Source organism: Mycobacterium colombiense, from assembly GCF_003284975.1.
Lineage (GTDB): Bacteria > Actinomycetota > Actinomycetes > Mycobacteriales > Mycobacteriaceae > Mycobacterium > Mycobacterium europaeum_A.
In genome coordinates this window covers 1-22307 of the sequence record NZ_QMEU01000071.1, presented here as the reverse complement: position 1 = coordinate 22307, position 22307 = coordinate 1, and the positions used below count along the sequence as shown (strand labels likewise).

The following is a 22307-nucleotide window of genomic DNA, read 5'->3' as shown; positions in this document are numbered from 1 at the left end:
GGAGGGCGCGACGCTGGAGGACGGTGTGGTCGTCGGGGTCGTGGTGCTGCTGGGGCCGCCCTTATGTCCGCCGCCGCAGGCGACCGATAACACGAGCATCGCCGCACCGCCGAACAGTGCGACCGCCGTCCTCGGCCCAGATCTCATCAGATCCCCCAATCTCCGCATGCGCCACGTCGCGCCGCCCATTTTTTCCTACCCCGGGGCCTCGCCGCGCAAACAGATTCGGGCGACGAAATCGTGCCGGACGAAGATGGCCCATCACGCAGGCGTGATGGGCCATCGCGAACAGCGGTCGGCTAGCAGTTCGCTCCCACGTGCAGGCGGCGAGCGTGGCGATGTGCACGCCGGTCGCGGCCGCGCCGGGCTGCGGCAGCGCGATGATGCGCGGGTGGTGGGAGCGGCCCGCGCCAGGCGCGGGCGGCGCGCCGGTGCAAGCCGGCGCGCATTACGGACTCCGTTAGCGGTCGCCGCATCGGTAGATCGGGCGGCCGCCGCCGGGTGGCTGGCTAATCTTCCTTGGTGATCAGCTTGCGCAGCGCGACCCGGTCGGGCTGCAGCAGTTCGGCGATGCGGGGCCGGTTCACCTCGGCGACGATGATCTCGCCGACCTCCTGGTAGACCTCGCTGAAGATGCCGTGCGACTTCATCTTCGACGTCTGATACTGGTTGTCCTCGGTCGGCGTCACATAGATCACCGCGTCGGCCTTGAAGCGGTGCACCAGCCAGAGGTGAATCAACGTCATCAGGCGCTTCTGCCGCAGCTTCTCGGCGAAGGTGTTCTGGTCGCGGACCTGAAGGATGCTCCGGCCGTGCCGGTCCTTGATCGGGTCGACGACGACGTTGGCCAATTGCTCGTCGTCGTTGCCGTAAATCCCGAGTTCCAGCACGTCCGAGCCGGCCCGGCGGGGTCGCAGCTGCACGCGCAGCTTCTCGCCGAGGCTGTAATTCTCGCTCCACATCGCCAGCCACTCCTCGAGCAGCTTCTTCGGCACCTCGGTCTGCACCAGGTGTTGGTGCTGGGTCGATCCCTCGCCCATCGCCTTGGTGGTCGCGGTGCGACCCGATGACGCGGTCAGCGCCGCGTCGCTGCGCGGGCCGCCGACCAGCGTTTGCGGCGTGCGGTAAGGGGATTCGACCAGACGCATCTTGCGCTGCAGGCGCGCCAGCGCCAGCATGCCGTCCTGTTGCAGCGAGGTGGCGAACTCTTCGGCCGCGACGCCGTCGATCTGGTGCCCGCCGTAGGTGATGAAGTTGAAGACGAAGCCCATCTTGCCCAGTTCCTCGGGGAACTGCTTCATCTGCTCGTCGGTCATGCCGGTGGTGTCCCAGTTGAACGACGGCGACAGGTTGTAGGCCAGCATCTGGTCGGGGAACTCGGCGTGGATGGCGTCGGCGAACTGCTTGGCGTCGGCCAGGTCGGCGGTCTTGGTCTCCATCCAGAGGATGTCGGCAAACGGCGCGGCCGCCAGTGACTTCGCGATGGCGTACGGGATGCCGCCGCGGATCTGGTAGTAGCCCTCGGGGGTCTTCGACAGCTCGCAGTCCCAACCGGGGTCGACGCCCAACTCCTTCGCCTTTTTCTTGGCGGAGTACAGGGACGCGCGCGCCGCGAAAGCCCGCCACTCGTCGACGCTCATCTCGGCCGGCTCGCCCTCGCTGGCATCGAATTCGAGTACCTCGGCCACGGCCTCGCCATAGGTCATCAACCCGGCGTCGTCCTCCCAGGCCGCCACGAAGCGCGACTCGACCTGGTCGAACAGGTCGCCGATCGACTGCTGGCCGTCCTCACGCCAGGTGTTGACCGCGTCGGAGATGGCGTCCTGGATGCCTTGTCGCTCCAGCCAGGCCCCGGCCTCGGCGTACTCCCCCTCGGGGAGCGCATAAAGAAGGTGACCGTTGATGTCTTTGGCGCCCAGCTCGTAGAAGCGGCGCACCATCGCCAGGAAACAGGACTTGTACGACGGAATGTTGAGGTTGGTGGCGCCGAGCAGGAACGGCTGATCGCGCTCGTCGGCCCGGCTGTCGAGCAGGTTGGCCGCCTCGGCATCGGTGCGGGCGACGATGATGCCCGGCACCTTCATGATGTCGAGCTGGAAGCGCGCGGTGTTGAGCCGTTTGATCTGCTCGTCAGATGGCACCAGCACCTTGCCGCCCTGGTGGCCGCACTTCTTGGTGCCGGGACGCTGGTCCTCGATGTGATACCCCGGCACGCCGGCCTCGACGAACCGGCGGATCAGGTTGCGCACGTGCGGGTCGCCACCGTGGCCGGTGTCCGCGTCGGCGATGATGAACGGCCGGTAGTCGTACTGCGTAGCGGTCGCCCGCTGCTTCTCGCTCATGGTCACGCGCTGGTACTGCTGGTTGCGGTCGGCGGTCAGCAGCGCGCGCACCAGCACCGCGGCGTCGTCGGGCACCTGGCTCAGCGGGTAGCTGGCGAGGTCGGGTCCGGGGTCCTCGGTGGTGGAGCCCTTGGCCGAGGTCGCCCAACCGCCCAGGTAGATCCCCTCGATGCCCATCCGCTTCATGGCGACGGCCTGGCCGGGCGAGTACGGGCCGAATGTGGTGATGCTCTTCTTCTCGGCGAACAGCTCGCGCAGCCGCTCATAGAACGCGGCCGCCGCGTTGCGGGCGACGGTGTAGTCGGTGGGGATGGTGCCGCGCTGCTCGGCTACCTGGCGGGCCGTGTAGAGGCGGGTGATGCGGGAGAAGCGCGGGTCGTCGAAGTATCGCTGGGTGGCAGCGACCTCGTCTTCGAACGATGGCAGGACTTGCGTGTCCGTGTCAATGATTGCCATGTCTTACGCTCCTCTTCACGATTCCACTGAACGCGAGTCTATCCCCGGGTATGGCAGTTCAATCAGGGGTCGAAGGACTTGAGCCAAAACTGTTGCCCCACCCTGTACTTGCGAGAGCTTTTCGTTGGCGGGCCGGTGACCGGTGCGGACCACCGGTTGGCATAGGAGGTTGGTACACCGGGGCACCGCGGCGCGGTGGGGCTTGCACGCCTTGGGAGACAATACTTTTCGATACGGTATCGCGATCACGGGGCCGCCGCGCGACGGGCGAGCCAGTCTCGCTGGCGGCGGACGAAGCTCGCGTCGACGACGCTGCCATGGCCGGGGACGTAGATCGCCGCGGGCCCACCGACCGCAAGCAGCCGATCCAGGGTCGCGGGCCACGCCGTGATATCGGAGTCGGCCTCGATCGCGGGGTCCCCGGACTGCTCCACCAAGTCACCGGTGAACACGACGGTCCGCTCGTCGCCTTCCGTTGCGGGCACAACCACCACCAAGTCCGACGCGGTGTGGCCCCGGCCGAGGTGGGCGATCGTCACCGCCCGGTCCCCCAGGTCGACGACGGCGTCGTGACCTCCACCGCGCGGCGGCCGCAGAGCCGCGATCGCCGCGTCCACTTCCGCGGGGTCGGCGCCATGACGCAGCGCGTCCTCGCGCAGGTCGCCGGTTGCCGAGGAAAGGTATTCGACCACCTCGGGGGCGCAGAAGACCTCCGCCCCGGCGAACGCCGACGCACCCAGCACGTGGTCAAAGTGCTTGTGGGTCAACACGATATGGGTCACCGGGCGCCCGGCAAGCAGCCGGACGTCGGCATCGATCGCGGCGGCCTCGGTGAGAGTGGTCCCCGTGTCGACGAGCAATGCGCCGGTGCGGCCCCACACCAGCCCGACGGTCACGTCGCAGAACGGAAGCCGGCAGCGGCGCGCGGTGGCGGTCAACCGTTCCCAGGCGAGTTGCACAGTCAGGAAGGTAGCCGCCGCGGCTAGCGGTCGCCGCCCGTTTCTTATGTCGGAGCCCGTTTCATGTGTCGGACATGGTCGACAGGCGCGAGGTCGTCCTGCCCCGACTCGCGCAGCTCGGCGCCCAGACGGCTCGCTAGACGGCACCGTGGGACTGGTTTCGGCGCAGGCCACTCGGGTTATCACCCCGGAATGGCTATCACCGATTCCCGCGAAGTCGTCATCGAGGCGACGCCCGACGAAATCATGGACGTGCTGTTCGACCTCGAGTCGTTGACCGAGTGGTCGTCGGCGCACAAGAAGGTCGAGGTGCTCGAACGTGACGACCAGAACCATCCGAGGCGATCCAGACAGGTCGTCAAGCTCGTCGGCGTCAGCGACGAACAGGAGCTCGCCTACACCGTTCACGACGACGGCGTCGGCTGGACGTTGGTCAGCTCCAAACAACAACGCGCTCAAGAGGGTCGGTACACGCTGACCCCCGAGGGGGATGCCACCACCCGGGTCCGTTTCGAGCTCACCGTCGACCTGGTGGCGCCCGTCCCCGGATTTCTGGTCAAGAAGGGGGCCAAGAGCCTGATGGACACCGCGACCGAGGGACTGCGCAAGCGGGTCCTCGAAGTCGAGCAGCGCGGCAAGTAGCTTGGCCTCGCGCGGGTGAAATCGGGTCCTTCCCGAGTGTGGGCGCGCGAGTCAGACTGGTAGTCATGGAACCTAAGCCGGCGGGCTGGCCGCACCGAATAGCAGCGATCATCGGTGTGCTGGCGATGGCGCCGGCGCTGGCCGGCTGTGGTGGCCATGGCGATGGCCACATGACGACGTCGTCGGCGCCGAAGATCACCACCCTCGGTCGCACGGCGCCGCGCGCGCCCGCCGACGGACCGCTGTCCATCAGCAGTCCCGCTTTCGCCGACGGGACCCCGATTCCGGTGCAGTACAGCTGTAAGGGCGCCGACGTCGCCCCTCCGTTGGCGTGGTCGGCGCCGCTGGGCGCGGCCCTGGTGGTGGACGACCCCGACGCCGTCAACGGGCTGTACGTCCACTGGGTCGTCGTCGGAATCCCGCCCGGGTCCGGAAGCACCGCCGAAGGTCAGACCCCCGCCGGGGCGACCGCGCTGCCCAACACGGCCGGCCAGTCGGCGTACAAGGGGCCCTGCCCCCCGGCGGGAACCGGCACGCATCACTACCGTTTCACCCTCTATCAGTTGCCCAACGACTATCAGCTGCCCGCCGGCCTGGCCGGGGTGCAGGCGGCGCAGACGATCGGCGGCGCCGCGACCGCGCAGGCTCAGCTCACCGGGGTCTTCGGCGGCTGATCGGCCCCGTCACGACGCATCGTCGAGAACCTGATAGGCGGCGTTGTAACCGGGAGTGAACGTGATGCCGGGCCCGCCGTGGCATCCGGCGCCGGCGAGATAGAGACCGTCGATTTCGATGGGCATGTCGACAAAGCCTTTCGGGCCGGGCCGGTTCGGGCCCATCAGGTCGGGGTGCAGCAGCCCGTGGCAGAAGTCGCCCGAGGGCGCACCGAACATGGTGTTCATGTGGTAGGGCGCGAAGGTGATGTGGCGGATCACGATGTCCTTGAAGTTCGGCGCCAACCGGGTGATCTTGTCGATAACTTGTTGCGCCATCGCGTTTTTGAGATGGCCATGCTGGTCGCGGGCGACTTCGACCGGGAACGCGTAAGCAAATGCGCTGGCCGCGTGCTTGCCGGGCGGCGCCATGGCGGGGTCGTGCACCGACGGGATCTGTATGCCCAGCGACGGGTTGTCCGGAACGACGCCCCGGCGGCAGTTTTCCCAGTGCAGCTGTTGCTCCTCGGGTGACCCGAAGATTCCGATCGACTGTTGCATGCCTTCCTCATTGAGGAACTCATAGGGCGGGGCGAATTCGGGCAGCCCGTCCAGCGCGAAGTGGATCTGCACGAACGAGGCCCGGTGGTCGCGGCCGGAGACACGCGAGACCAGTTGGGCGGGAACGTGTTCGGGTGCGACCAGCTCGGTCAGCGTGATGTCGGGCGACAGGTTGGATACCACGATCGGCGCCGAGACAGTCGACCCGTCGCGTAGCCGCACGCCGGTCACCCGCCGCCCGGTCACCAGGATCCCCTCGGCCTTGGTGCGGAACCGGATTTCGCCGCCGTGGGAGACAAAGAGCTCACGCAGGTGTTCGGTGAGCGCGCCGATGCCGCCCCGCAGCTTGGTCATCATCGCGGTGCTGTCGTCTGGCACGGCCAGCGCGAACGCCAAACATGTTGCGCTGCCCGGAGTGTACGGGCCACGGTACGTCGAGTTGACGGCCAGGAATGCCAGCATCCCACGTATGACCGCGTGCCTGTCTCGGTCGGGCAGATAGCGGTCGATCACGTCCATGGCCGAGCCGAAGAGCATCTCGTGGATCGCCCGGCGTTCGTTGTCGTCGGCCGCGCAGGCATACATCTGGTCGAGGGTCTTGGGCGGTTGGCGGACGTCGAAGCGGCCCAGTGCCTTCGCCGGTCCCCGACTCCAGCCGATCAATTCGGTCATGCCGGTGACCGCGTCCACCCCGTGCTTGTCGCTCAGATGAGTCATCAGCCGCACCGGGTCGCGGTAAAAGATCATCGGCTCTTCGCCGTGCTCACCGATGTTCGTCGACATCACGTCGGGCTCCACCGCCGGCAGCGTGTCCAGACCGAGGTCCTTGGCGAGCTCACCTGATATGGGGAACTGCACCGAACCGGCGATCTCGTAGCGGAAGCCGTCGATCAATTCGACCGTCGCCGCCATGCCGCCCGCATAGGTGTTGGCTTCCAAGCAAATGGTGCGCAAGCCCGCCCGCTGCAGGATCGCCGCGGCGGTCAGCCCGTTGTGCCCTGCGCCAACCACGATCGCGTCGTAGTTCGTGTCGCTCATGTTCGGGGGCCCTCGTCTCCGTCCGGTAACTGCGTGCCAGAATATGTCAGTACTGACACAATTGGAAGATGTCAGTTCTGACCCGCTCGCCTGGGATACGATCACCGCTGATGACCAGCCCGGGCAACCGCCATCAACAACGGCGACGATCGACGCACGAGGCGCTTCGCCAAGCGGCGTTGAAGAGCTTCGCGCGCAAGGGGTTTGCCAACGTCACCGTCACGGAGCTGGCTCGCGAGGCGGGTGTCACCGAACGCACCTTCTTCCGGCATTTCCCGACCAAGGAAGCCGTGCTCTTCGCCGACTACGAGACCCAGTTGGAGTGGCTGGCCGAAGCGCTTGCCCAGCGCCCGCCGTCGGAATCGCTGTTCGATGCCGTGCTGGCCAGCGTCGCTACCTTCCCGCACGACCTCGAAGTGGTGCGCCAAGCCGCGACCGCCCGTGCGGAACTGATCAGCGCCGAGCGGATTGCCGGGCACCTGCGCGTCGTGCAGTCCTCGTTCGCCCGCGTGCTCACCGACTTCGTCAGGGCACGCAACCCGCAGCTAGCGAACATCGATCTGTTCGCCGAGGTTGCGGGTTGCACGATCGCCGCGGCACTGGTTGCAGCGGTGGAGAATTGGGGCCGCAGAGGTTGTTCCGGCGACCTCGGCGACGACGTCACCGCGAGTCTGGATCTGGTGCGCTCCGGCCTGGCGCCGTTGGCGTGACGGCACCCTCAACCGAATCCGTCACTGGTTTGCCGCGGCGTCCACGGCCGCCTCGATGAAGCGCCGCAGTACGGGGCCGTTGGCCCGCTTCACAAACGCCAACGCGACGGGAATGTCGGGCGCCCCCCGCAACGCGACGAACCGCACGCCGGGGTGGATGTTGCGCCTGATCGCAACGTCGGGAATGACCCCGATGCCCCGATCGGCCGCGACGGATTCGATCCACTCGTCGAAATTCGTTGTCTCGACTATGATTTCGGGCCCATCCCCCGCCGGCCACGACCAGGGCCCGGTGGTGCCACTGGCCGTGTTGACCACCAGCGGCCACCGTGGCACCTCGGCCCAGTCCAGCTTCGCCCGTTTGGCCAGGGGCGAATGCACCGAGCACACCGCCACCCGGGGCTCATCGAAAAGGTGCACGATTCGAACGCCGGTCGACGTCACGTGCCCGCGCACCAGGGCGATGTCCACCCGGCCCTGCTGGACCGCCCCGAGCGCGTCGTCGGTGCGGATCAGGCTGACCGTGGTCCGAGTGGTCCGCTCGAACCGCGCGACGGTGTCCTGCGCCCATGGGTCGGGCAGCAGCCAGCTGAATCCCAGGCGGATGCTCGCCTGTTGCCGGACGGCGTCGACGCCACGCCCCAGCTCGGCCAGGACCCGCTCGACGTGACCGAGGAAGACCCGCCCGGCCGGGGTGGTCGCCACGTGGCGCGAACTGCGGTCCAGCAGCGTCGCTTCGAGTGCGTCTTCGAGCTGTTTGATGGTTCGGCTCAGCGCGGGCTGGGTGATGCTGAGTTCCTGGGCGGCCAGCGTGAACGATTCGAGGCGCGCCACCGCTTCGAATGCCCGGAGATGACGCAACTCGACTCGGCCGGCCTGCACCACGTCCATGCCCGATGAGCATAGATCCTTCACACAAGGCATTTCACGTGGGATTGCCGGCGACCTACCGTCGGTTGCAATGAGGGCGCAATCCGCGCTGTGGTTCGCAGGAGGAAAAATGCCGCTGTTGTATATCGACCTCATCGAGGGTCGTACGCCGTCGGAGGTTCGTACGCTGCTGGACGCGATCCACGACACGGTGGTCGAAGCGTTCGGCGTTCCGCCGCGGGATCGCTACCAGGTGGTGCACACCCACCCGGCGCACGAAATCGTCGCGCTGGACACCGGTCTGGGTATCGATCGATCGTCTCGCCAGGTGGTCTTGCACGTGGTGAGCCGGCGGCGGCCGCGCGAGCTCAAGCAGAAGTTCTATGAACTGCTGGCGTCGCGCCTCGCCGACCGGTGCGGTCTCGAACCCGCCGACCTGATCGTCTCGGTCACCGAAAACGACGACGAGGACTGGTCTTTCGGTCACGGGAGGGCCCAGTTCCTCACCGGTGAACTCAAGTGAGCACCGCCACGGGTTTGCCGACACGCCTGACCGACCTGTTCGGAATCGAGCAGCCAATCCTGCTCGCGCCGATGGCCCTGGTCTCCGGGGGCCGGCTCGCGGCGGCGGTGACACGGGCGGGCGGACTGGGGCTCATCGGTGGGGGCTATGCCGACGCCGAATGGCTGCAGATGCAGATCGACCGGGCCGCCTGCGCCCGGGTCGGATACGGGTTCATCACCTGGAGCCTGGCCCGCAATCCGGGGGTGCTCGACGTCGCGCTGGAAAGGGGTCCGGCGGCCGTGATGCTGTCGTTCGGCGAGTTGGCGCCCTTCGCCGATCGTATCCACGCGGCCGGTGTTCCGCTGATCGCGCAGGTGCAGAACCTCGATCAGACCCGTCGCGCGCTGGATGCCGGCGCGGAGGTCATCGTGGCGCAGGGGGGCGAGGCCGGCGGACACGGCATGAGCGTGCGCTCGACGTTCACCCTGGTGCCCGAGGTCGTCGACTTCGTGGCGGACCGCTCGCCGGCCACGTTGGTGGCGGCCGCGGGTGGCGTCGGCGATGGCCGCGGGTTGGCCGCCGCGCTGGCGTTGGGAGCCGACGGCGCCGTCGTCGGTACCCGGTTCTGGGCGACGCCGGAAGCGCTCGTCTCACCCAAAGCGCAGCGGCGCGCCCTGGCGGCCGGCGGAGACGACACCGTGCGCACCCGGGTCTACGACGTTGTGCGCCGCCTCGACTGGCCCGCCGAATACACCGTACGGGCCCTGAACAACGCCTTCCTGGACACCTGGCACGGCAACGAGGCCGAGCTGTCGGCGCGGCTGCCCGAAGCGATCGACGCCTACGAAAAAGCGTTAACCGCAGAGGATTTCGACACCGCCGCCATCCTCACCGGCGAAGGGGTGGGGCGCATCCGCGAGGTCCGGCCCGCCGCGGAGATCGTCGCCGAGATGGTCGGTGACGCCAAGCGCATCCTCAACCGCGACGCCGCGCCCTAGACAGCCGAGCGACGAGTCTGGTTTGCTCAGCTGGCTAGCCTATTTCCGCCTTATCTGCGCGGGCAGGAGTGCGCGATGGCCCGTATCAACATGCCGGATGGCCCCGGCGGTGAAGCCGCCATGATCGACGTCAACGTCGCCGCATCCGCCAGCTATCCGGGATACCCTGCGCGCCAACGTCTTTGCATCGACTTGTCCTGCGCCATCGACCTCTGATCACCCATCGGAAAGGAACCCATGGACATCGCCACCGTCGACGAGCTGCTGAGCACCACACGGTCGGTCCGCAAACGCCTCGACCTGACCCGCCCGGTCGGTCGCGACGTGATCCTGGAGTGCATCCAGCTGGCGATACAGGCGCCCACGGCGAGCAACACGCAAAACTGGCGCTGGCTGGTCATCACCGACGCGGACAAGCGCGCCGCGATCGCCGAGATCTACCGCAGCATCGGCGCCGAGTACCTGGCCTACGCGGCCGACACCGCGACCGACGCCCAGACGCAGCGGGTGTACCAGAGCGCGATGAGCCTGACCGAAACGCTGGCGGAGGTGCCCGTGCACGTCATCCCCTGCCTCACCGAGCGCATCGACACCGCGGAACCGGGCATCGCCGCGGCGGCCTGGGCATCCATCATCCCCGCGGGGTGGAGCTTTCTGTTGGCGCTGCGCTCGCGCGGGCTGGGATCGGTGTGGACGACGATGCATCTGTTCAAGGAGAAGGAGGTCGCCGAGCTGCTGGGCATCCCGCCGACCGTCACGCAGGCGGCGCTGTTCCCCGTCGCCTACACGATAGGCACCGACTTCCGGCCGGCCAAGCGGCCGCCCGCGGAGACGATCACCTACTGGGACACCTGGGAACGGCCCGCCGGAGCCGGCTGATGCGGTCCTACACCGTGCGATTCCACGTCGATGCGCCGCCGCACAAAGTGTGGCGGGTGCTGCATCCGCCGGCCCCACCGAACGCCCCGCGGCCGCGGGTGCTCGAGTGGCCCACCGGCAGCATGAAAATCCTCAACGAGGGCAACGAAGCCGGCGAGGGCCTGGTCCGCACCTGCACCTTCGAAGTGCCCAAATACCTGCTGACCGGCGGTAGGGCGCGATCCTGGGAAACCGTGACCGAGGCAGAACTCAACAAGCTGTCGCGCTACGTCGCCGTCGGCGCGCCGTTGTGGTCGCGCGCCGAGGGATATCACCGGCTCGAAGAGCAGCCGGACGGCAGCACCGTGCTGACATTCCACGAGACGTATCACGCCTACAACCCGGTGCTGCGCTTCTTTCTCGAACGCCCGGTGCACGCGAAGATCTCCCGTGACAACCTCGAGACCTACGAGCACGCACTCGGATACGCGGGCCGGGTGCGGCGGCTCGACTAGCCGTTCTTCGCCACCGCGAGGATTTCACAACGGTATGAATTAGGTTGTCCACCCCGGTACCCTCGATCTCTATGGGAGTACCTGCTGCGGCGAGGGTGGTCGCTGCGAGTCTGATGGTCGCGGGCTGGGCCGCATCCGCGGTCGTCGCCAGCGCCGATCCGGACGAGACACGGGGGCCGGCGCCCGGGCCGGCACCGGGGGCTTCGCCGTCGCCCGCCGCGTCTCCGGGGGCCTCGCCCGCACCGGCGGAACCGAAGACGTCCATCGACAAGGACGGCATTTACGCCGTGGGTAGCGACATCGCCCCGGGCATATACAGCTCCGGCGGTCCCGTCGGCGACGGCACCTGCTACTGGAAGCGGACCGGCAACCCCGACGGCAACATCATCGACAACGCCATGTCCAAGAAACCGCAGGTCGTGCAGATCGATCCGGGCGACAAGGCGTTCAAAACCTCGGGCTGTCAGCCCTGGCAGCTGACGCCGGACGCCGCGGTGCCGTCGAGCGCGCCGCCCGCGGGTGTGCAGGGCACGCTCGGCATCCTCAACAGCCTGCTGGGCGGGGGTGCCCAGCGGGCACCGTCGGCTTCGCCGGCCCCCCAGGCCCCGGCGGCCTCACCTGCTTCGCCGGCCCCCCAGGCCCCGGCGGCTTCACCCGCTTCGCCGGCCCCCCAGGCCCCGCATTCCTGATCACCTATGCAGCAGATCGTCGTCGTCGGCGCCGGCGTCAGCGGGTTGACGTCGGCCATCTGTCTGGCCGAGGCGGGCTGGCCGGTACGGGTATGGGCGGCCGCGACGGGCAAGCAGACGACATCGGCGGTGGCCGGCGCGGTCTGGCTGCCCCCAAGGCCCGCCGATCGCGCGGCCGAGACGCTGGTGTGGACCGAGCACTCGCTGCGGGTGTTCACCGAGCTTGCCGGCGAACCCGACTCCGGGGTGCGGCTGGCGCCGGCGCTTGCCGCCGGTGAGCTGACCGCGACCGAGGCGATGTCATCGGCGGCGGCGGCGTTGATTCCCGACCTGGGGCCGGCCGACCCGGCCGATCTCCCCGAGGGCTCCGGCAGCGGGTTTCGCGCGACCCTGCCGATGATCGACATGCCGCATTATCTCGACTACCTCACCCGGCGGCTGGCGTCGGCCGGCTGCGAGATCGAGGATCATGCCGTGCGGACGCTCGACGAGGCCGCCGACGCCGCCGGCATCGTCGTCAACTGCGCCGGCCTGGCCGCGGGCGCGCTGGCCGGTGACGACACCATGCAACCGCTGTTCGGCCAGCACGTGGTGCTCTCCAATCCCGGTCTGCGGCAACTGTTTCTGGAAATCGACGGCGGCCCGGACTGGACCTGCTACTTCCCCCATCCGCAACGGGTGGTCTGCGGCGGCATCAGCATCCCCGGGCGTTGGGACACCGCGGCCGACGCCGACGTGACCGAACGCATCCTGCGGCGCTGCCGCCGCGTCGAGCCGCGACTCGAGGACGCCGAGGTGATCGAGGTGATCACCGGCCTGCGTCCCGACCGCCCGTCGGTGCGGGTGGCGGCCGAGCCGCTGGGGCGGGCATGGTGCATCCACAACTACGGGCACGGCGGCAACGGCGTCACACTGTCCTGGGGTTGTGCGCGCGACGTGGTGAGCCTGGCAACCGACGGCTAGCGCCGGGCGCCGGTACGCCGAATCACCAAGGACAGCAACCAACTAACGATCGACAGCACGATCGCGGCCCAGATCGCGGTCCACCAGAAGTGATCGATCTGCAATCCCCAGTGCGTGGTGTGCTCGGTGATCCGCGCGGTGATCCACAGCATCAGCGCATTGACGACGACATGGAACAGACCGAGCGTCAGGATGTACAGCGGGATCGACAGGATCTGGACGATCGGCTTGATGAACGCGTTGACCAACCCGAAGATCACGGCGACGACGAAGATGATGCCGACGCGTTCCAGCTTGGTGTCCCCGCCCACGAAGCTCAGGCCGTGCACGAAAAGGGTGACGATCCACAGCGCCAGGCCGGTCAATGCGGCGCGCAACAGAAATGGGCCCATGGTCGCAAATCCTGCCACCCGTTGGGCTCGGGAGTAAGCGGCAGAGCTCAGTTCAGGTTGTAGAAGCGCTGCGCGTTCAAGCCGCCGATCTTTTCCCGCGAGTCCTCGCTGAGGTCGGTTCGCGTGCGCAGGTGCTTGGTGCTTTCCGGCCACTCACCGTCCCAGTGCGGGTAGTCGCTGGCGAACATGATGAAATCATCGCCCAGCACGTCGATCACACCGGGCAGGATCGGTTCCTCCGGTTCGCACGTCACCCAGATGTTGCCCGCGGCCAGATAGTCGTGCGGATCGCGGCGCCAGCCGCCCTTGACCCAGTCGCCGCGCTTTTCGTAATGCTCGTGCAGCCGATCGATGAAGAAGGGGACCCAGCCCGCGCCGGCCTCGAGGAAGGCGACCCGCAACTCGGGGTGACGCTCGAAGACACCGCCCGAGACCATCGCGGTCATCGCCGTCATCTGGTCGAACGGGAAGCTGATGCAGTGCACCTGAATGTAGTTCGTGAAACGGTCCACACCGATCTTGGGCAGGTGAATGCCCGGGGCGCCGTGCACCCCCAACGGCATGCCGAGGTCGACGGCGGCGGCGTAGAACGGATCGAGGTCGGGGTGGTCGAGGTTGCGGCTCTTGAGCGCCGGCGGCACCAAGGTGGCAACCAGCCCAAGCTCTTTGGCCTCCGTCATGACATCGACGGCGACGCGGCCGTGCTCGATCGGTGTGACGGCGACGCCGCGCAACCGGCCACCGGACGAGGCGCAGTAGTTCGCGATCCACTGGTTGTACAGCCTCGAGAATCCCGCGGCGAACTCCGGGTCTTCGAGGCTGGGCGCGCACAACCCCATGCTGGGATAGAGCACCATCGTGTCGATGTGGTCGCGATCGGCGTCGCCCAGCACGCCCTCGGGTGAGCGGCAGTTGATGTCGGGCGCCTTACTGATCCCGTGTTCGGGCGGACAACCCGCGCCCGGCCCCGTGTCCTCGGGGTAGCTGCGGCCCTCGAGCGTCAATCCCGGCCGGCCGTCGGTGCTGGGCTTGACGTGCTGCGGCCATCGTTTGATCGCTTCGATTGCCAGCGAGGAATTCTCGGCCACGTGTCCGTCGGCGTCGATGATCCGCATGTATCCGGAACTTACTCTCGCAGTCCACAAGGTGAAACAACTCGCGCCCGCGCGCTGGGTAAGCCACGATGCTGACGTGACCACACAACGCCCTCGTCAGAAGTTGACCGCCGATCAGCGAAACTCCTTCATCGCGGCGCTACTGGGCTGGACGATGGACGCCTTCGATTACTTCATCGTGGTGCTCGTCTACGCCGACATCGCCAAGACGTTCCACCACAGCAAGGCCGAGGTCGCGTTCGTCACCACGGCCACCCTCATCATGCGGCCCGTCGGCGCGCTGCTGTTCGGGCTGTGGGCCGACCGCGTCGGCAGGAGGCTGCCGCTGATGGTCGACGTCATGTTCTATTCCGTGGTCGGCTTCCTGTGCGCATTCGCACCCAACTTCACCGTGCTCGTCATCCTGCGATTGCTGTACGGCATCGGCATGGGCGGCGAATGGGGGCTGGGCGCCGCGCTCGCCATGGAGAAGGTTCCCGTCGAGCGGCGCGGGTTCTTTTCCGGGCTGCTGCAGGAGGGGTACGCGTTCGGCTACCTGCTGGCCAGCGTCGCCTCGCTGGTGGTGATCGACTGGATCGGGCTGTCGTGGCGGTGGCTGTTCGGTCTGAGCATCGTCCCCGCGTTGATCAGCCTGGTCATCCGCTACCGCGTGGAGGAGTCCGAGGTGTGGGAAGCCGCCCAGGACCAGATGAAGCTCACCAAGACCCGGATCCGCGACGTGCTGCGTAGCGGCGCCATCATTCGCCGGTTCATCTACCTGGTGCTGCTGATGACGGCCTTCAACTGGATGAGCCACGGCACGCAGGACGTCTATCCCACCTTCCTGGGGGCGCACGCCAATCAGGGCGCCGGTCTGTCCAGCACGACGGTCAAGTGGATCGTGGTGGTCTACAACGTCGGCGCCATCGTCGGAGGCCTGGTCTTCGGCACACTGTCGCAGCGCTTCAGCCGCCGCTACACCGTCGTCTTCTGTGCGATCCTGGCGCTGCCCATCGTCCCGTTGTTCGCGTACTCGCGCAGCGCCGCGATGCTGTGCCTGGGTTCGTTTTTGATGCAGCTCTTCGTGCAGGGCGCGTGGGGCGTGATTCCCGCGCACCTCACCGAGATGTCGCCGGACGCGATCCGCGGCCTCTATCCCGGGGTGACCTATCAGCTGGGCAACCTGCTGGCGGCGTTCAACCTACCGATCCAGGAACGCCTCGCCGAATCGCACGGTTACCCGTTCGCGTTGGCGGCGACGATCGTGCCGGTGCTGATCGCGGTGGCGGGGCTGACGCTGATTGGAAAGGACGCCACCGGAATCCGGTTCGGCACCACCGAAAGCGCTTTTCTGGCAAGCGAAGTGACGTGAGGCTAGTCGCCGTTGTCCAGTAGGCGTCGCAGCAGGTGCATGGCCACCGTGGTCGAGCGCTCCCGGATATCCGAGCGGTTGCCGGGTAGCCGCAGCGTGCGGGTATCGGTCCGGCCGGCGGCCGTCACGCTGAAACAGACTGTGCCCACCGGCTTTTCCTCGGTACCCCCACCCGGGCCGGCGATTCCGGTGATCGCGACCGCGGTGTCGGCGCCGAAGCGTTGCAGCGCACCCGCGGCCATCGCCTCGGCCACCGGCTCGGACACTGCGCCGTGCGCGTCGATCAGCGCGGGGTCGACGCCGAGCAGCTCCACCTTCGCCTCGTTCGAGTAAGACACGACGCCGCCGGCCACGTAATCCGACGACCCGGGCCGGTCGGTCAGCCGCGCGGCCAGCAGGCCCGCGGTGCAGGATTCCGCCGTCGCGATGCGATGGCCGGCCAGAAGCTGGGCCACCAGATCGTCGACGCGCGAACCGTCCTCGGAGTACAGCTGATGCCCGTGCCGCTCGCGCAGCAGCTTGGTCAATTGCGCGTATGCGTCCGCGGCGTCCGGCTCGTAGCGGGTGACCATCTCGATCTCGCCGCGCCGCAGGCAGGTGGTGATCTCCAGCTGTTCGAAGCCAGGCACGGCCGTTTCGGCCTCGCGCAGTGTTTCGGCCAGTCCCGACTCCGGCAGCCCGAACATGCGCAGCATCTCCTGCCGGTAGACGGTCCGGCCGGCGATCGCCTCCTGCGCCGCGGGCGTCTCGATGGCCGTGTGCCACATCGGCTGCAGCTCGCGCGGCGGACCAGGAAGCACGATCACCGTCGGCTTGCCGGGCACCACGACGCCGGGAGCGGTCCCCACCGGGTCGAGCACCTGCGCCCCGGCCGGCACCATGGCCTGCTTGCGATTGGCTGCCCGCAGCGACTCGAAAGTGCCGGGATCCAAGGCGGATTGGAACGCGGGGTTGCGGCCCATCAGCTTCTTGAGGATGTCGGCGATCTTCTCCTCGACCTCGGCGTCCAACACCAACTCGCGCTCGCAGAAGCGCGCGACCACCTCGACGGTCATGTCGTCGGCCGTCGGCCCCAGGCCCCCGCTGGTGACGATCAGGTCCACGCCCTGGTCGGCCAGGAACCGCAGCTGCGCTTCGATGTCGGCCGGCCGGTCACCGCAGATGGTGATGTGGGCCAGCTCGACGCCCAGCTCCAACAGGCGATCGGCGATCCAGGGGCCGTTCGCATCTTGCACCCGACCGGTCAGGACCTCGGTTCCGGTGACAACGATTCCTGCGCGTGCGCTCACCGCCCTGAGCCTACGCATGGGCTCCGAGGACGTTCATCCGGAAGGACAATTCGGAAGGACGATCAGCCCATGATCGAGTTAGAGGTGATACAGGACGTCACCCGGCTTGAACTCGACGCGATCACCAACGCGGCCACACCGCACTCGGCGGCCCCGCGTAGCTGACCTCTCAGGTCACGACAGCTAGCCGTCGGAAAGGTAACGCTCGACGGTGGCGACCTTCTGCGTCATCGCGTCGGTCGTCCCGGCGCGCCAGTCCGCCTTGATCACCGTGCTGACCCTGGGCGCCCGGGCGGCCACCGCCTCGACCGCACGCTGCACCACGGCCATGACCTCCGCCCAGGTCTCGCCTTCGATGACGGTGAACATCGCATCCGTGTTGTTGGGCAGCCCGGAATCGCGCACCACCCGAACCGCTTCGGCGACGATCTCACCGACCCCCTCGCCCACCCCCATCGGGGTGACGGAAAACGCGACGAGCACAGACATTCATCGAGCGTACCCAAGATCCGCGAGGCCGGTCTGGCACCATCGAGGCCCATGCGGGTGTTGGTGCAACGGGTTTCGTCGGCAACGGTCTCGGTGGACGGCGCGGTGGTGGGCGCGATCCGTCCCGCTGGTCAGGGCCTGTTGGCATTCGTCGGTGTCACCCACGGCGACGACGGCGACAAGGCGCGACGGCTCGCTGAGAAGCTCTGGCAGCTAAGGATTCTCACCGGCGAACGCTCCGCGGCCGATGTCAACGCACCCATCCTGGTCGTGAGTCAGTTCACGCTGTACGCCGACACCGCCAAGGGCCGCCGCCCGTCGTGGAACGCGGCCGCCCCAGGAGCGGTCGCCGAGCCGCTGGTGACGGAGTTCGCCGAGGCGTTACGGCGGTCGGGCGCCGAGGTGCAGACCGGGGTGTTCGGCGCGAACATGCAGGTCGAATTGGTGAACGACGGTCCGGTGACGGTGCTCTTGGAGCTGTGAGCCCGCGCCCACGGGTACCGTGGACCCGGCGGCGTGTCATCGCCGGCGCCGACGGGAGGGCAACCATGAGCACGACACCCGACTTCGGGTCACTCCGTTCCGACGACGACAACTGGGACATCGTCAGCAGCGTGGGATACACGGCGCTGCTCGTCGCGGGATGGCGAGCGCTGCACGCCGTGAGCCCGCGGCCGTTGGTGCGCGACGAATACGCAAAAGTCTTCATTGCCGCCTCGCAGGACCCGTATCTGGCGGGTGTGCTTGCCAACCCCGGTACCTCCGACGACGAGACGGCCTTCCCGCGCCTCTACGGAGTCCAGACCCGCTTCTTCGACGACTTCTTCGAGGCCGCGGGAGCCGCGGGCATCCGGCAGGCGGTGATCGTCGCCGCCGGGCTGGATTCGCGGGCGTATCGGCTCGAATGGCCGCAAGACACAAGGGTTTTCGAAGTCGATCTGCCGAAGGTCCTGGAATTCAAGGCCCGCGTTCTCGGTGAGCAGGGCGCGACCCCGAAGGCCCGTCGCGTCGAGGTCGCCGCCGATCTGCGCACCGACTGGTCACGGCCGTTAGAAGCGGCCGGCTTCGACGTGGAGATTCCGAGCGCCTGGTCGGTGGAGGGGCTGCTCCCCTACCTCACCGACGAGGCGCAACACGCGCTCTTCACCCGGATCAGCGGGCTCAGCGCGCCGGGCAGCCGGATCGCCATCGGCGCGCTGGGATCGCGACTGGACCACGACCAGCTCCACGCCCTGGAAGCGAGCCACCCCGGGGTGAATGTGTCCGGCAACGTGGACTTTTCGGCCCTGACTTACGAACCCCAGTCCGACCCCGCGGAGTGGCTGGCGGCCCACGATTGGGCCGTCGAACCCGTCCGCAACACGCTCGACCTACAGGCCGGCTACGGTATGACCCCGCCGGACGTCGACGTCAAGATCGACAGCTTCATGCGGTCCCAATACATCACGGCGACCCGCTGAGCACCTAGGGTTTCAGCAGGACCTTCACGTCGTCGCCCGAACGCGACTCCGCTCTCGCGTAGCCCTTGGCCGCCTCGTCCAACGGCATTGTGGTGGTGAAGATCCCGTCGACGTCGAGTCGGCCCGACTGCAGCAACGGAATCAGTTCCGGCCAGGTGCGCTGCACCGGTGCGGTAGTGAACCGCACCGTCGTGCTGCGGATCAGGCAGCCCAGCGCGTTGAGGGGGAACGGATTCATGTCGTGCACGCCGACCACCGAGACTGTGCCGCCGGGCCGGACGGCGTTGATCGCCTCGGTCAGGGAGGCGTCCGTGGCGACGGCGTCGATCACCGCGTCGGCGCCGCGGCCCCCGGTGGCGGCCAGGATCGCCTCGAGCGCCGGCGCCTGCACCGGCGTCGCGCCCCCCCGGGCCGCCCGCTGTAGCCGGCCATCGACCTGATCGACCGCGAAAACCGTTGCCGCACCTTGAAACAGCGCGCTGCGCAGCGAGCACAGGCCGACCGCGCCCAAGCCGATCACCGCCACCGTGCCGCCGAAGGGAATGTCGGCCCGCTGCGCCGCGGCCCAGCCGGTGGCCAGGTTGTCGGTGAGCAGCAGCGCCTGTTCGGTGCTGATGCCCTCGGGCATCTTCAGCAGCTGGAAATCCGCGGCGGGCACGGCGAGCAGGTCGGCCTGCGCACCGCCGAGCACGCCGCCGCCGAAGATCTGAAATCCGGAGTGGCACATCACCGGATCGCGGGTGGCGCAGCCCGGGCACGCGCCGCAACCGGTGACCGACGAGACCATCACCTGATCGCCGACCTTGACGTTGCGCACCTGCGGCCCGGCTTCCACGACGGTGCCGACGGCTTCGTGGCCGAGCGCGATCGGGTCGGGCATCGGAAAGTCGGCCTCGTAGAAGTGTAGGTCGGATCCGCAGATGCCGGCGGCGCTCACCTCGACGATCGCTCCGTCGGGCCCCGGAAGGGCCGGATCGGGCCGGTTGTCCACCCGAATGCTGCGGGGCCCATCAACGACTACGGTGCGCATATTGACGTGCTCACTTTCCCTGTGGCGCTGAATCTTTCGTTCGGACTACAAACTGTGACCAATCGGGCTCGCGCACCGCGGACCAGTATTCGTTGAGACGCCACGGGCTCACGGTGTGGATCTCCCCGTCGGCGTTCTTGAAATACGAATGCTTGACCGCCGGATGCGACCACACCATCTTCTTGATCTGGGTCTGCGTCCGGCGGTGCCAATCGGCGGCGGCCTCGGGTCTCGGCTCGAGCGAATGCACGCCGGTTTCGGCCAGTCGGGCCAGGCATTGATCGATGTAGCGCATTTGCAGCTCGGACTGAAAAATGAGGCTGCCGCCATGGGCCAGATGAGTTCCCGGGCCGTAGACGATGAAGAAGTTCGGGAACTCCGGGACCGTGATGCCGAGGTAGGCGTACGGCCGGCTCCCCCACATCTCAAGCAGATCGGTGCCGTTACGGCCGGTGACCTTCAGCGGCCAGAGCACGTCGGTGTGCCGAAACCCGGTGGCGTACACGATGACGTCGACGTCATGAGCCACGCCGTCACGGGTGACGATGCCGTTCGGCGTGATCTTGTCGATGGGCGTGCGGACCAATTCGACGTTGTCGCGCTGCAGCGTTCGCAGCCAACTGCCGTTGTCCTGCAGGGTGCGTTTGCCGCAGGCGGGATAGTCCGGCATCACCTTGGCCAGCAACTCGGAATCCTCGCCCACCTGACTGGTGATCCACTGTGAGAACATCATCTGGGCGGCGGCGTTGATGTCGCTGACGGCGTGCTCCTGGTCGGCGTATCCTGGGTCGCCCTCGGCCGCGTCGAGACCCTTGTCGGAGCCGGGCCAGAGCACCAGGAAGCGATACCACCTGCCGTAGAACGGAAGATGGCGCATCGCCCAGCGCACCCCGTCGCCGACCTCGTCGTGATACATCGGGTTCGGGAACATCCACTGCGCGGTCCGCTGAAACACGGTGAGGTGCTCCACGTCCTCGGCGATCGCGGGGGCGATCTGGAATCCGCTGGCGCCGGCGCCGACGAGCGCGACCCGCTTGCCTTTGAGATCTACCGAATGATCCCAGGCCGCCGAGTGAAATGACGGCCCCGCGAAGGTGTCCGCGCCGTCGAACATGGGAATGTTCGGGCGGTTCAGCTGCCCGACCGCGGTGATGAGAGCGCGGGCGCGCACGGTGGTCGCATGACCGTCGGACGAGCGCAGCGACACGCTCCACGCGCCGTCGTCGTCATTCCATTCGGCCGCGAGAACCTCGGTCCGCCAACGCACATGCTCCGCCAGGCCGTGTTTGTCGACGACCTTGGTGAAATAGTCTTGCAGCTCGTATTGCTCGGCGAAGAAGTGTGTCCAGTCGTTGTTGGGTTCGAAGCTGTAGCAATAGAAATGGTTCGCCACATCCACCCGGGCGCCGGGATAGCCGTTCTCCCACCAGGTTCCGCCGGGGCCCGCGTTCTTCTCGATGATGGTGAAGGGAATGTTGGCCTGCCTGAGGCGCACGCCGGCCAGGATGCCCGATTCGCCGCATCCCACGACCAGGACCGGAAGTTCGGCGGTGCGCTCGGCGGGCAACGTGGCGGGCCGGCGAGGGTCGACGCCGTCGAGGTCGAGCTCTTCGGAGATCAGCGACAAGTAGTCGTCGGGCACGTGTTCGCAAGCCGCCCAGTCAATCATCTCCCTGATGAGTTCGGGGCTCAGCGGTTGCGGTTCGGGGCAACCGCGGTCGCGATAGTCGGTGATGACCGACAGGGCCCCGGCGCGTGCCCGCGCCTGGTCGTCCTCTGACATGAACCCCTGGACCTCATTGAGAAAGATGCCCATCTGCTTGAAGTCGCGGATGAACCGCGGGTCACCGGTGATGTGGACGAGCGAGAGCAACAGCGTGGGAATGCTGACATCCTCTAGCGCGGCGGCGATCTCGGATGTGCTTGTGGTGAAGGGATCGCCGGCATAGCGGCTGCGCATCGCGGGAAACCTTTCGGTGGTTTGGGAGCCAATTACGCTACGCGTGGTTTCGTAATTGGCAGCACTACGCTACCCGCTCGCTCGGCGTGGGATCAAGACGTTGGCAGCTACGGATCGTCGCCGTCAGGGATCGTCGTCGTCCGGGTCCGCAAGGATTTTTTCGGGGTGGTGGAAGGTGTTGGTTCGGGGTTGGCCCCGGTCGAGATGCGGCGGCGGTATCCATTCGGTGTCGCCGTTGGCGCGTTTTCGGGTCATCCAGCCGCCCGGCCGTAGCAGGCGGTGATGCGGGCCGCAGGCGAAGGTGAGGTCGTTGACGTCGGTGGTGTGGCACTTGCTGTAGTCGGTGACGTGGTGAACTTCGCAGTAGTAGCCCGGCACGTCGCAACCGGGATGCGAGCACCCACGGTCCTTGGCGTACAAGACAATTCGTTGGCCGGGTGATGCCAGTCGCTTGGTGTGATA

Annotated in this window: 21 protein-coding genes and 3 pseudogenes; 13 read left to right on the top strand and 11 right to left on the bottom strand. The window is 67.4% G+C overall.

Annotated features, from left to right (window positions below; all coding sequences use genetic code 11):
• Window positions 1–509 precede the first annotated feature (509 nt).
• Both aceA and DQP58_RS19145 read right to left on the bottom strand, forming a co-directional pair.
• Entirely contained in the window at window positions 510–2798 is a 2289-nt protein-coding gene (gene aceA, locus DQP58_RS19150; RefSeq protein WP_112709819.1) for an isocitrate lyase ICL2, read from the bottom strand.
• A 245-nt stretch (window positions 2799–3043) separates the two neighbouring features.
• A complete protein-coding gene (locus DQP58_RS19145; RefSeq protein ID WP_112709818.1) occupies window positions 3044–3757 on the bottom strand; it encodes an MBL fold metallo-hydrolase in 714 nt (237 codons plus the stop codon).
• A gap of 192 nt (window positions 3758–3949) precedes the next feature.
• Between DQP58_RS19145 and DQP58_RS19140 the strand changes: the two genes are divergently transcribed.
• Window positions 3950–4399 (top strand): SRPBCC family protein, encoded by a 450-nt coding sequence (locus DQP58_RS19140; RefSeq protein WP_112709817.1) that lies wholly within the window; start codon window positions 3950–3952, stop codon window positions 4397–4399.
• A 65-nt stretch (window positions 4400–4464) separates the two neighbouring features.
• Window positions 4465–5073: a YbhB/YbcL family Raf kinase inhibitor-like protein gene (locus DQP58_RS19135; RefSeq protein WP_112709816.1), complete on the top strand. Its 609-nt coding sequence runs from the start codon at window positions 4465–4467 to the stop codon at window positions 5071–5073.
• Window positions 5074–5082: 9 nt separating this feature from the next.
• Here the strand turns inward: DQP58_RS19135 and DQP58_RS19130 are convergent, their stop codons facing one another.
• A complete protein-coding gene (locus tag DQP58_RS19130; RefSeq protein ID WP_112709815.1) occupies window positions 5083–6651 on the bottom strand; it encodes a phytoene desaturase family protein in 1569 nt (522 codons plus the stop codon).
• Between the two features lie 110 nt (window positions 6652–6761).
• On the opposite strand from DQP58_RS19130, the gene DQP58_RS19125 reads away from it, so the two are divergent.
• Complete coding sequence (locus DQP58_RS19125) at window positions 6762–7361, top strand: TetR/AcrR family transcriptional regulator (RefSeq protein WP_112709814.1); 600 nt, start codon at window positions 6762–6764, stop codon at window positions 7359–7361.
• Window positions 7362–7382: 21 nt separating this feature from the next.
• Here DQP58_RS19125 and DQP58_RS19120 read toward each other — a convergent pair whose 3' ends face one another.
• Window positions 7383–8252: a LysR family transcriptional regulator gene (locus DQP58_RS19120; RefSeq protein WP_112709813.1), complete on the bottom strand. Its 870-nt coding sequence runs from the start codon at window positions 8250–8252 to the stop codon at window positions 7383–7385.
• A gap of 109 nt (window positions 8253–8361) precedes the next feature.
• Here DQP58_RS19120 and DQP58_RS19115 point away from each other — a divergent pair, with 109 nt between their 5' ends.
• The 7 genes and pseudogenes from DQP58_RS19115 to DQP58_RS19085 all read left to right on the top strand — a co-directional run bounded on the left by DQP58_RS19115 (window position 8362) and on the right by DQP58_RS19085 (window position 12759).
• Entirely contained in the window at window positions 8362–8754 is a 393-nt protein-coding gene (locus DQP58_RS19115; RefSeq protein ID WP_112709812.1) for a tautomerase family protein, read from the top strand.
• Entirely contained in the window at window positions 8751–9734 is a 984-nt protein-coding gene (locus tag DQP58_RS19110; protein ID WP_112709811.1) for an NAD(P)H-dependent flavin oxidoreductase, read from the top strand. Before DQP58_RS19115 ends, DQP58_RS19110 begins: the two co-directional genes overlap by 4 nt.
• 75 nt (window positions 9735–9809) lie before the next feature.
• Window positions 9810–9950, top strand: coding sequence for a hypothetical protein (locus DQP58_RS26865; protein ID WP_165827916.1), 141 nt, complete (start codon window positions 9810–9812; stop codon window positions 9948–9950).
• A gap of 21 nt (window positions 9951–9971) precedes the next feature.
• Window positions 9972–10613, top strand: coding sequence for a nitroreductase family protein (locus tag DQP58_RS19105; RefSeq protein WP_112709810.1), 642 nt, complete (start codon window positions 9972–9974; stop codon window positions 10611–10613).
• Window positions 10613–11107: an SRPBCC family protein gene (locus tag DQP58_RS19100; protein ID WP_112709809.1), complete on the top strand. Its 495-nt coding sequence runs from the start codon at window positions 10613–10615 to the stop codon at window positions 11105–11107. Before DQP58_RS19105 ends, DQP58_RS19100 begins: the two co-directional genes overlap by 1 nt.
• Window positions 11108–11145: 38 nt before the next feature.
• Window positions 11146–11694: pseudogene (locus DQP58_RS19090) on the top strand (hypothetical protein); the annotation flags it as partial.
• A gap of 108 nt (window positions 11695–11802) precedes the next feature.
• Window positions 11803–12759, top strand: a complete 957-nt coding sequence (locus tag DQP58_RS19085; protein ID WP_112709808.1) for an FAD-dependent oxidoreductase — start codon at window positions 11803–11805, stop codon at window positions 12757–12759.
• On the opposite strand, the gene DQP58_RS19080 is transcribed toward DQP58_RS19085, so the two are convergent.
• Both DQP58_RS19080 and DQP58_RS19075 read right to left on the bottom strand, forming a co-directional pair.
• A complete protein-coding gene (locus DQP58_RS19080) occupies window positions 12756–13151 on the bottom strand; it encodes a phage holin family protein (RefSeq protein ID WP_066876664.1) in 396 nt (131 codons plus the stop codon). The genes DQP58_RS19085 and DQP58_RS19080 overlap by 4 nt on opposite strands.
• Before the next feature lie 47 nt (window positions 13152–13198).
• A complete protein-coding gene (locus DQP58_RS19075) occupies window positions 13199–14266 on the bottom strand; it encodes an amidohydrolase family protein (protein WP_112709807.1) in 1068 nt (355 codons plus the stop codon).
• On the opposite strand from DQP58_RS19075, the gene DQP58_RS19070 reads away from it, so the two are divergent.
• A complete protein-coding gene (locus DQP58_RS19070) occupies window positions 14265–15617 on the top strand; it encodes a sialate:H+ symport family MFS transporter (RefSeq protein ID WP_430916283.1) in 1353 nt (450 codons plus the stop codon). The two genes, DQP58_RS19075 and DQP58_RS19070, sit on opposite strands and share 2 nt — an antisense overlap.
• A gap of 2 nt (window positions 15618–15619) precedes the next feature.
• Here the strand turns inward: DQP58_RS19070 and DQP58_RS19065 are convergent, their stop codons facing one another.
• Both DQP58_RS19065 and DQP58_RS19060 read right to left on the bottom strand, forming a co-directional pair.
• Window positions 15620–16924, bottom strand: a complete 1305-nt coding sequence (locus DQP58_RS19065) for a competence/damage-inducible protein A (RefSeq protein ID WP_112709805.1) — start codon at window positions 16922–16924, stop codon at window positions 15620–15622.
• Window positions 16925–17089: 165 nt separating this feature from the next.
• Complete coding sequence (locus tag DQP58_RS19060) at window positions 17090–17395, bottom strand: MTH1187 family thiamine-binding protein (RefSeq protein WP_112709804.1); 306 nt, start codon at window positions 17393–17395, stop codon at window positions 17090–17092.
• Between the two features lie 51 nt (window positions 17396–17446).
• On the opposite strand from DQP58_RS19060, the gene dtd reads away from it, so the two are divergent.
• Both dtd and DQP58_RS19050 read left to right on the top strand, forming a co-directional pair.
• A complete protein-coding gene (dtd, locus tag DQP58_RS19055; protein ID WP_112709803.1) occupies window positions 17447–17878 on the top strand; it encodes a D-aminoacyl-tRNA deacylase in 432 nt (143 codons plus the stop codon).
• Window positions 17879–17943: 65 nt separating this feature from the next.
• Window positions 17944–18855, top strand: a complete 912-nt coding sequence (locus DQP58_RS19050) for a class I SAM-dependent methyltransferase (RefSeq protein WP_112709802.1) — start codon at window positions 17944–17946, stop codon at window positions 18853–18855.
• Here DQP58_RS19050 and DQP58_RS19045 read toward each other — a convergent pair.
• The 3 genes and pseudogenes from DQP58_RS19045 to DQP58_RS19035 all read right to left on the bottom strand — a co-directional run.
• Window positions 18766–19885: pseudogene (locus tag DQP58_RS19045) on the bottom strand (alcohol dehydrogenase catalytic domain-containing protein). The gene DQP58_RS19050 and the pseudogene DQP58_RS19045 overlap by 90 nt on opposite strands.
• A 10-nt stretch (window positions 19886–19895) precedes the next feature.
• Complete coding sequence (locus DQP58_RS19040) at window positions 19896–21845, bottom strand: flavin-containing monooxygenase (RefSeq protein ID WP_112709800.1); 1950 nt, start codon at window positions 21843–21845, stop codon at window positions 19896–19898.
• Window positions 21846–21968: 123 nt separating this feature from the next.
• Window positions 21969–22307 (bottom strand): annotated as a pseudogene (locus tag DQP58_RS19035) (HNH endonuclease signature motif containing protein); the annotation flags it as partial.

What these genes read in the sequence shown, in the direction of transcription:
- aceA (WP_112709819.1), bottom strand. Translation starts at nt 2,798, where the DNA reads ATGGCAATCATTGACACGGACACGCAAGTCCTGCCATCGTTCGAAGAC.
- DQP58_RS19140 (WP_112709817.1), top strand. Translation starts at nt 3,950, where the DNA reads ATGGCTATCACCGATTCCCGCGAAGTCGTCATCGAGGCGACGCCCGAC.
- DQP58_RS19135 (WP_112709816.1), top strand. Translation starts at nt 4,465, where the DNA reads ATGGAACCTAAGCCGGCGGGCTGGCCGCACCGAATAGCAGCGATCATC.
- DQP58_RS19130 (WP_112709815.1), bottom strand. Translation starts at nt 6,651, where the DNA reads ATGAGCGACACGAACTACGACGCGATCGTGGTTGGCGCAGGGCACAAC.
- DQP58_RS19125 (WP_112709814.1), top strand. Translation starts at nt 6,762, where the DNA reads ATGACCAGCCCGGGCAACCGCCATCAACAACGGCGACGATCGACGCAC.
- DQP58_RS19120 (WP_112709813.1), bottom strand. Translation starts at nt 8,252, where the DNA reads ATGGACGTGGTGCAGGCCGGCCGAGTCGAGTTGCGTCATCTCCGGGCA.
- DQP58_RS19115 (WP_112709812.1), top strand. Translation starts at nt 8,362, where the DNA reads ATGCCGCTGTTGTATATCGACCTCATCGAGGGTCGTACGCCGTCGGAG.
- DQP58_RS26865 (WP_165827916.1), top strand. Translation starts at nt 9,810, where the DNA reads ATGGCCCGTATCAACATGCCGGATGGCCCCGGCGGTGAAGCCGCCATG.
- DQP58_RS19105 (WP_112709810.1), top strand. Translation starts at nt 9,972, where the DNA reads ATGGACATCGCCACCGTCGACGAGCTGCTGAGCACCACACGGTCGGTC.
- DQP58_RS19100 (WP_112709809.1), top strand. Translation starts at nt 10,613, where the DNA reads ATGCGGTCCTACACCGTGCGATTCCACGTCGATGCGCCGCCGCACAAA.
- DQP58_RS19085 (WP_112709808.1), top strand. Translation starts at nt 11,803, where the DNA reads ATGCAGCAGATCGTCGTCGTCGGCGCCGGCGTCAGCGGGTTGACGTCG.
- DQP58_RS19080 (WP_066876664.1), bottom strand. Translation starts at nt 13,151, where the DNA reads ATGGGCCCATTTCTGTTGCGCGCCGCATTGACCGGCCTGGCGCTGTGG.
- DQP58_RS19070 (WP_430916283.1), top strand. Translation starts at nt 14,265, where the DNA reads ATGTATCCGGAACTTACTCTCGCAGTCCACAAGGTGAAACAACTCGCG.
- DQP58_RS19075 (WP_112709807.1), bottom strand. Translation starts at nt 14,266, where the DNA reads ATGCGGATCATCGACGCCGACGGACACGTGGCCGAGAATTCCTCGCTG.
- DQP58_RS19065 (WP_112709805.1), bottom strand. Translation starts at nt 16,924, where the DNA reads ATGCGTAGGCTCAGGGCGGTGAGCGCACGCGCAGGAATCGTTGTCACC.
- DQP58_RS19060 (WP_112709804.1), bottom strand. Translation starts at nt 17,395, where the DNA reads ATGTCTGTGCTCGTCGCGTTTTCCGTCACCCCGATGGGGGTGGGCGAG.
- dtd (WP_112709803.1), top strand. Translation starts at nt 17,447, where the DNA reads ATGCGGGTGTTGGTGCAACGGGTTTCGTCGGCAACGGTCTCGGTGGAC.
- DQP58_RS19050 (WP_112709802.1), top strand. Translation starts at nt 17,944, where the DNA reads ATGAGCACGACACCCGACTTCGGGTCACTCCGTTCCGACGACGACAAC.
- DQP58_RS19040 (WP_112709800.1), bottom strand. Translation starts at nt 21,845, where the DNA reads ATGCGCAGCCGCTATGCCGGCGATCCCTTCACCACAAGCACATCCGAG.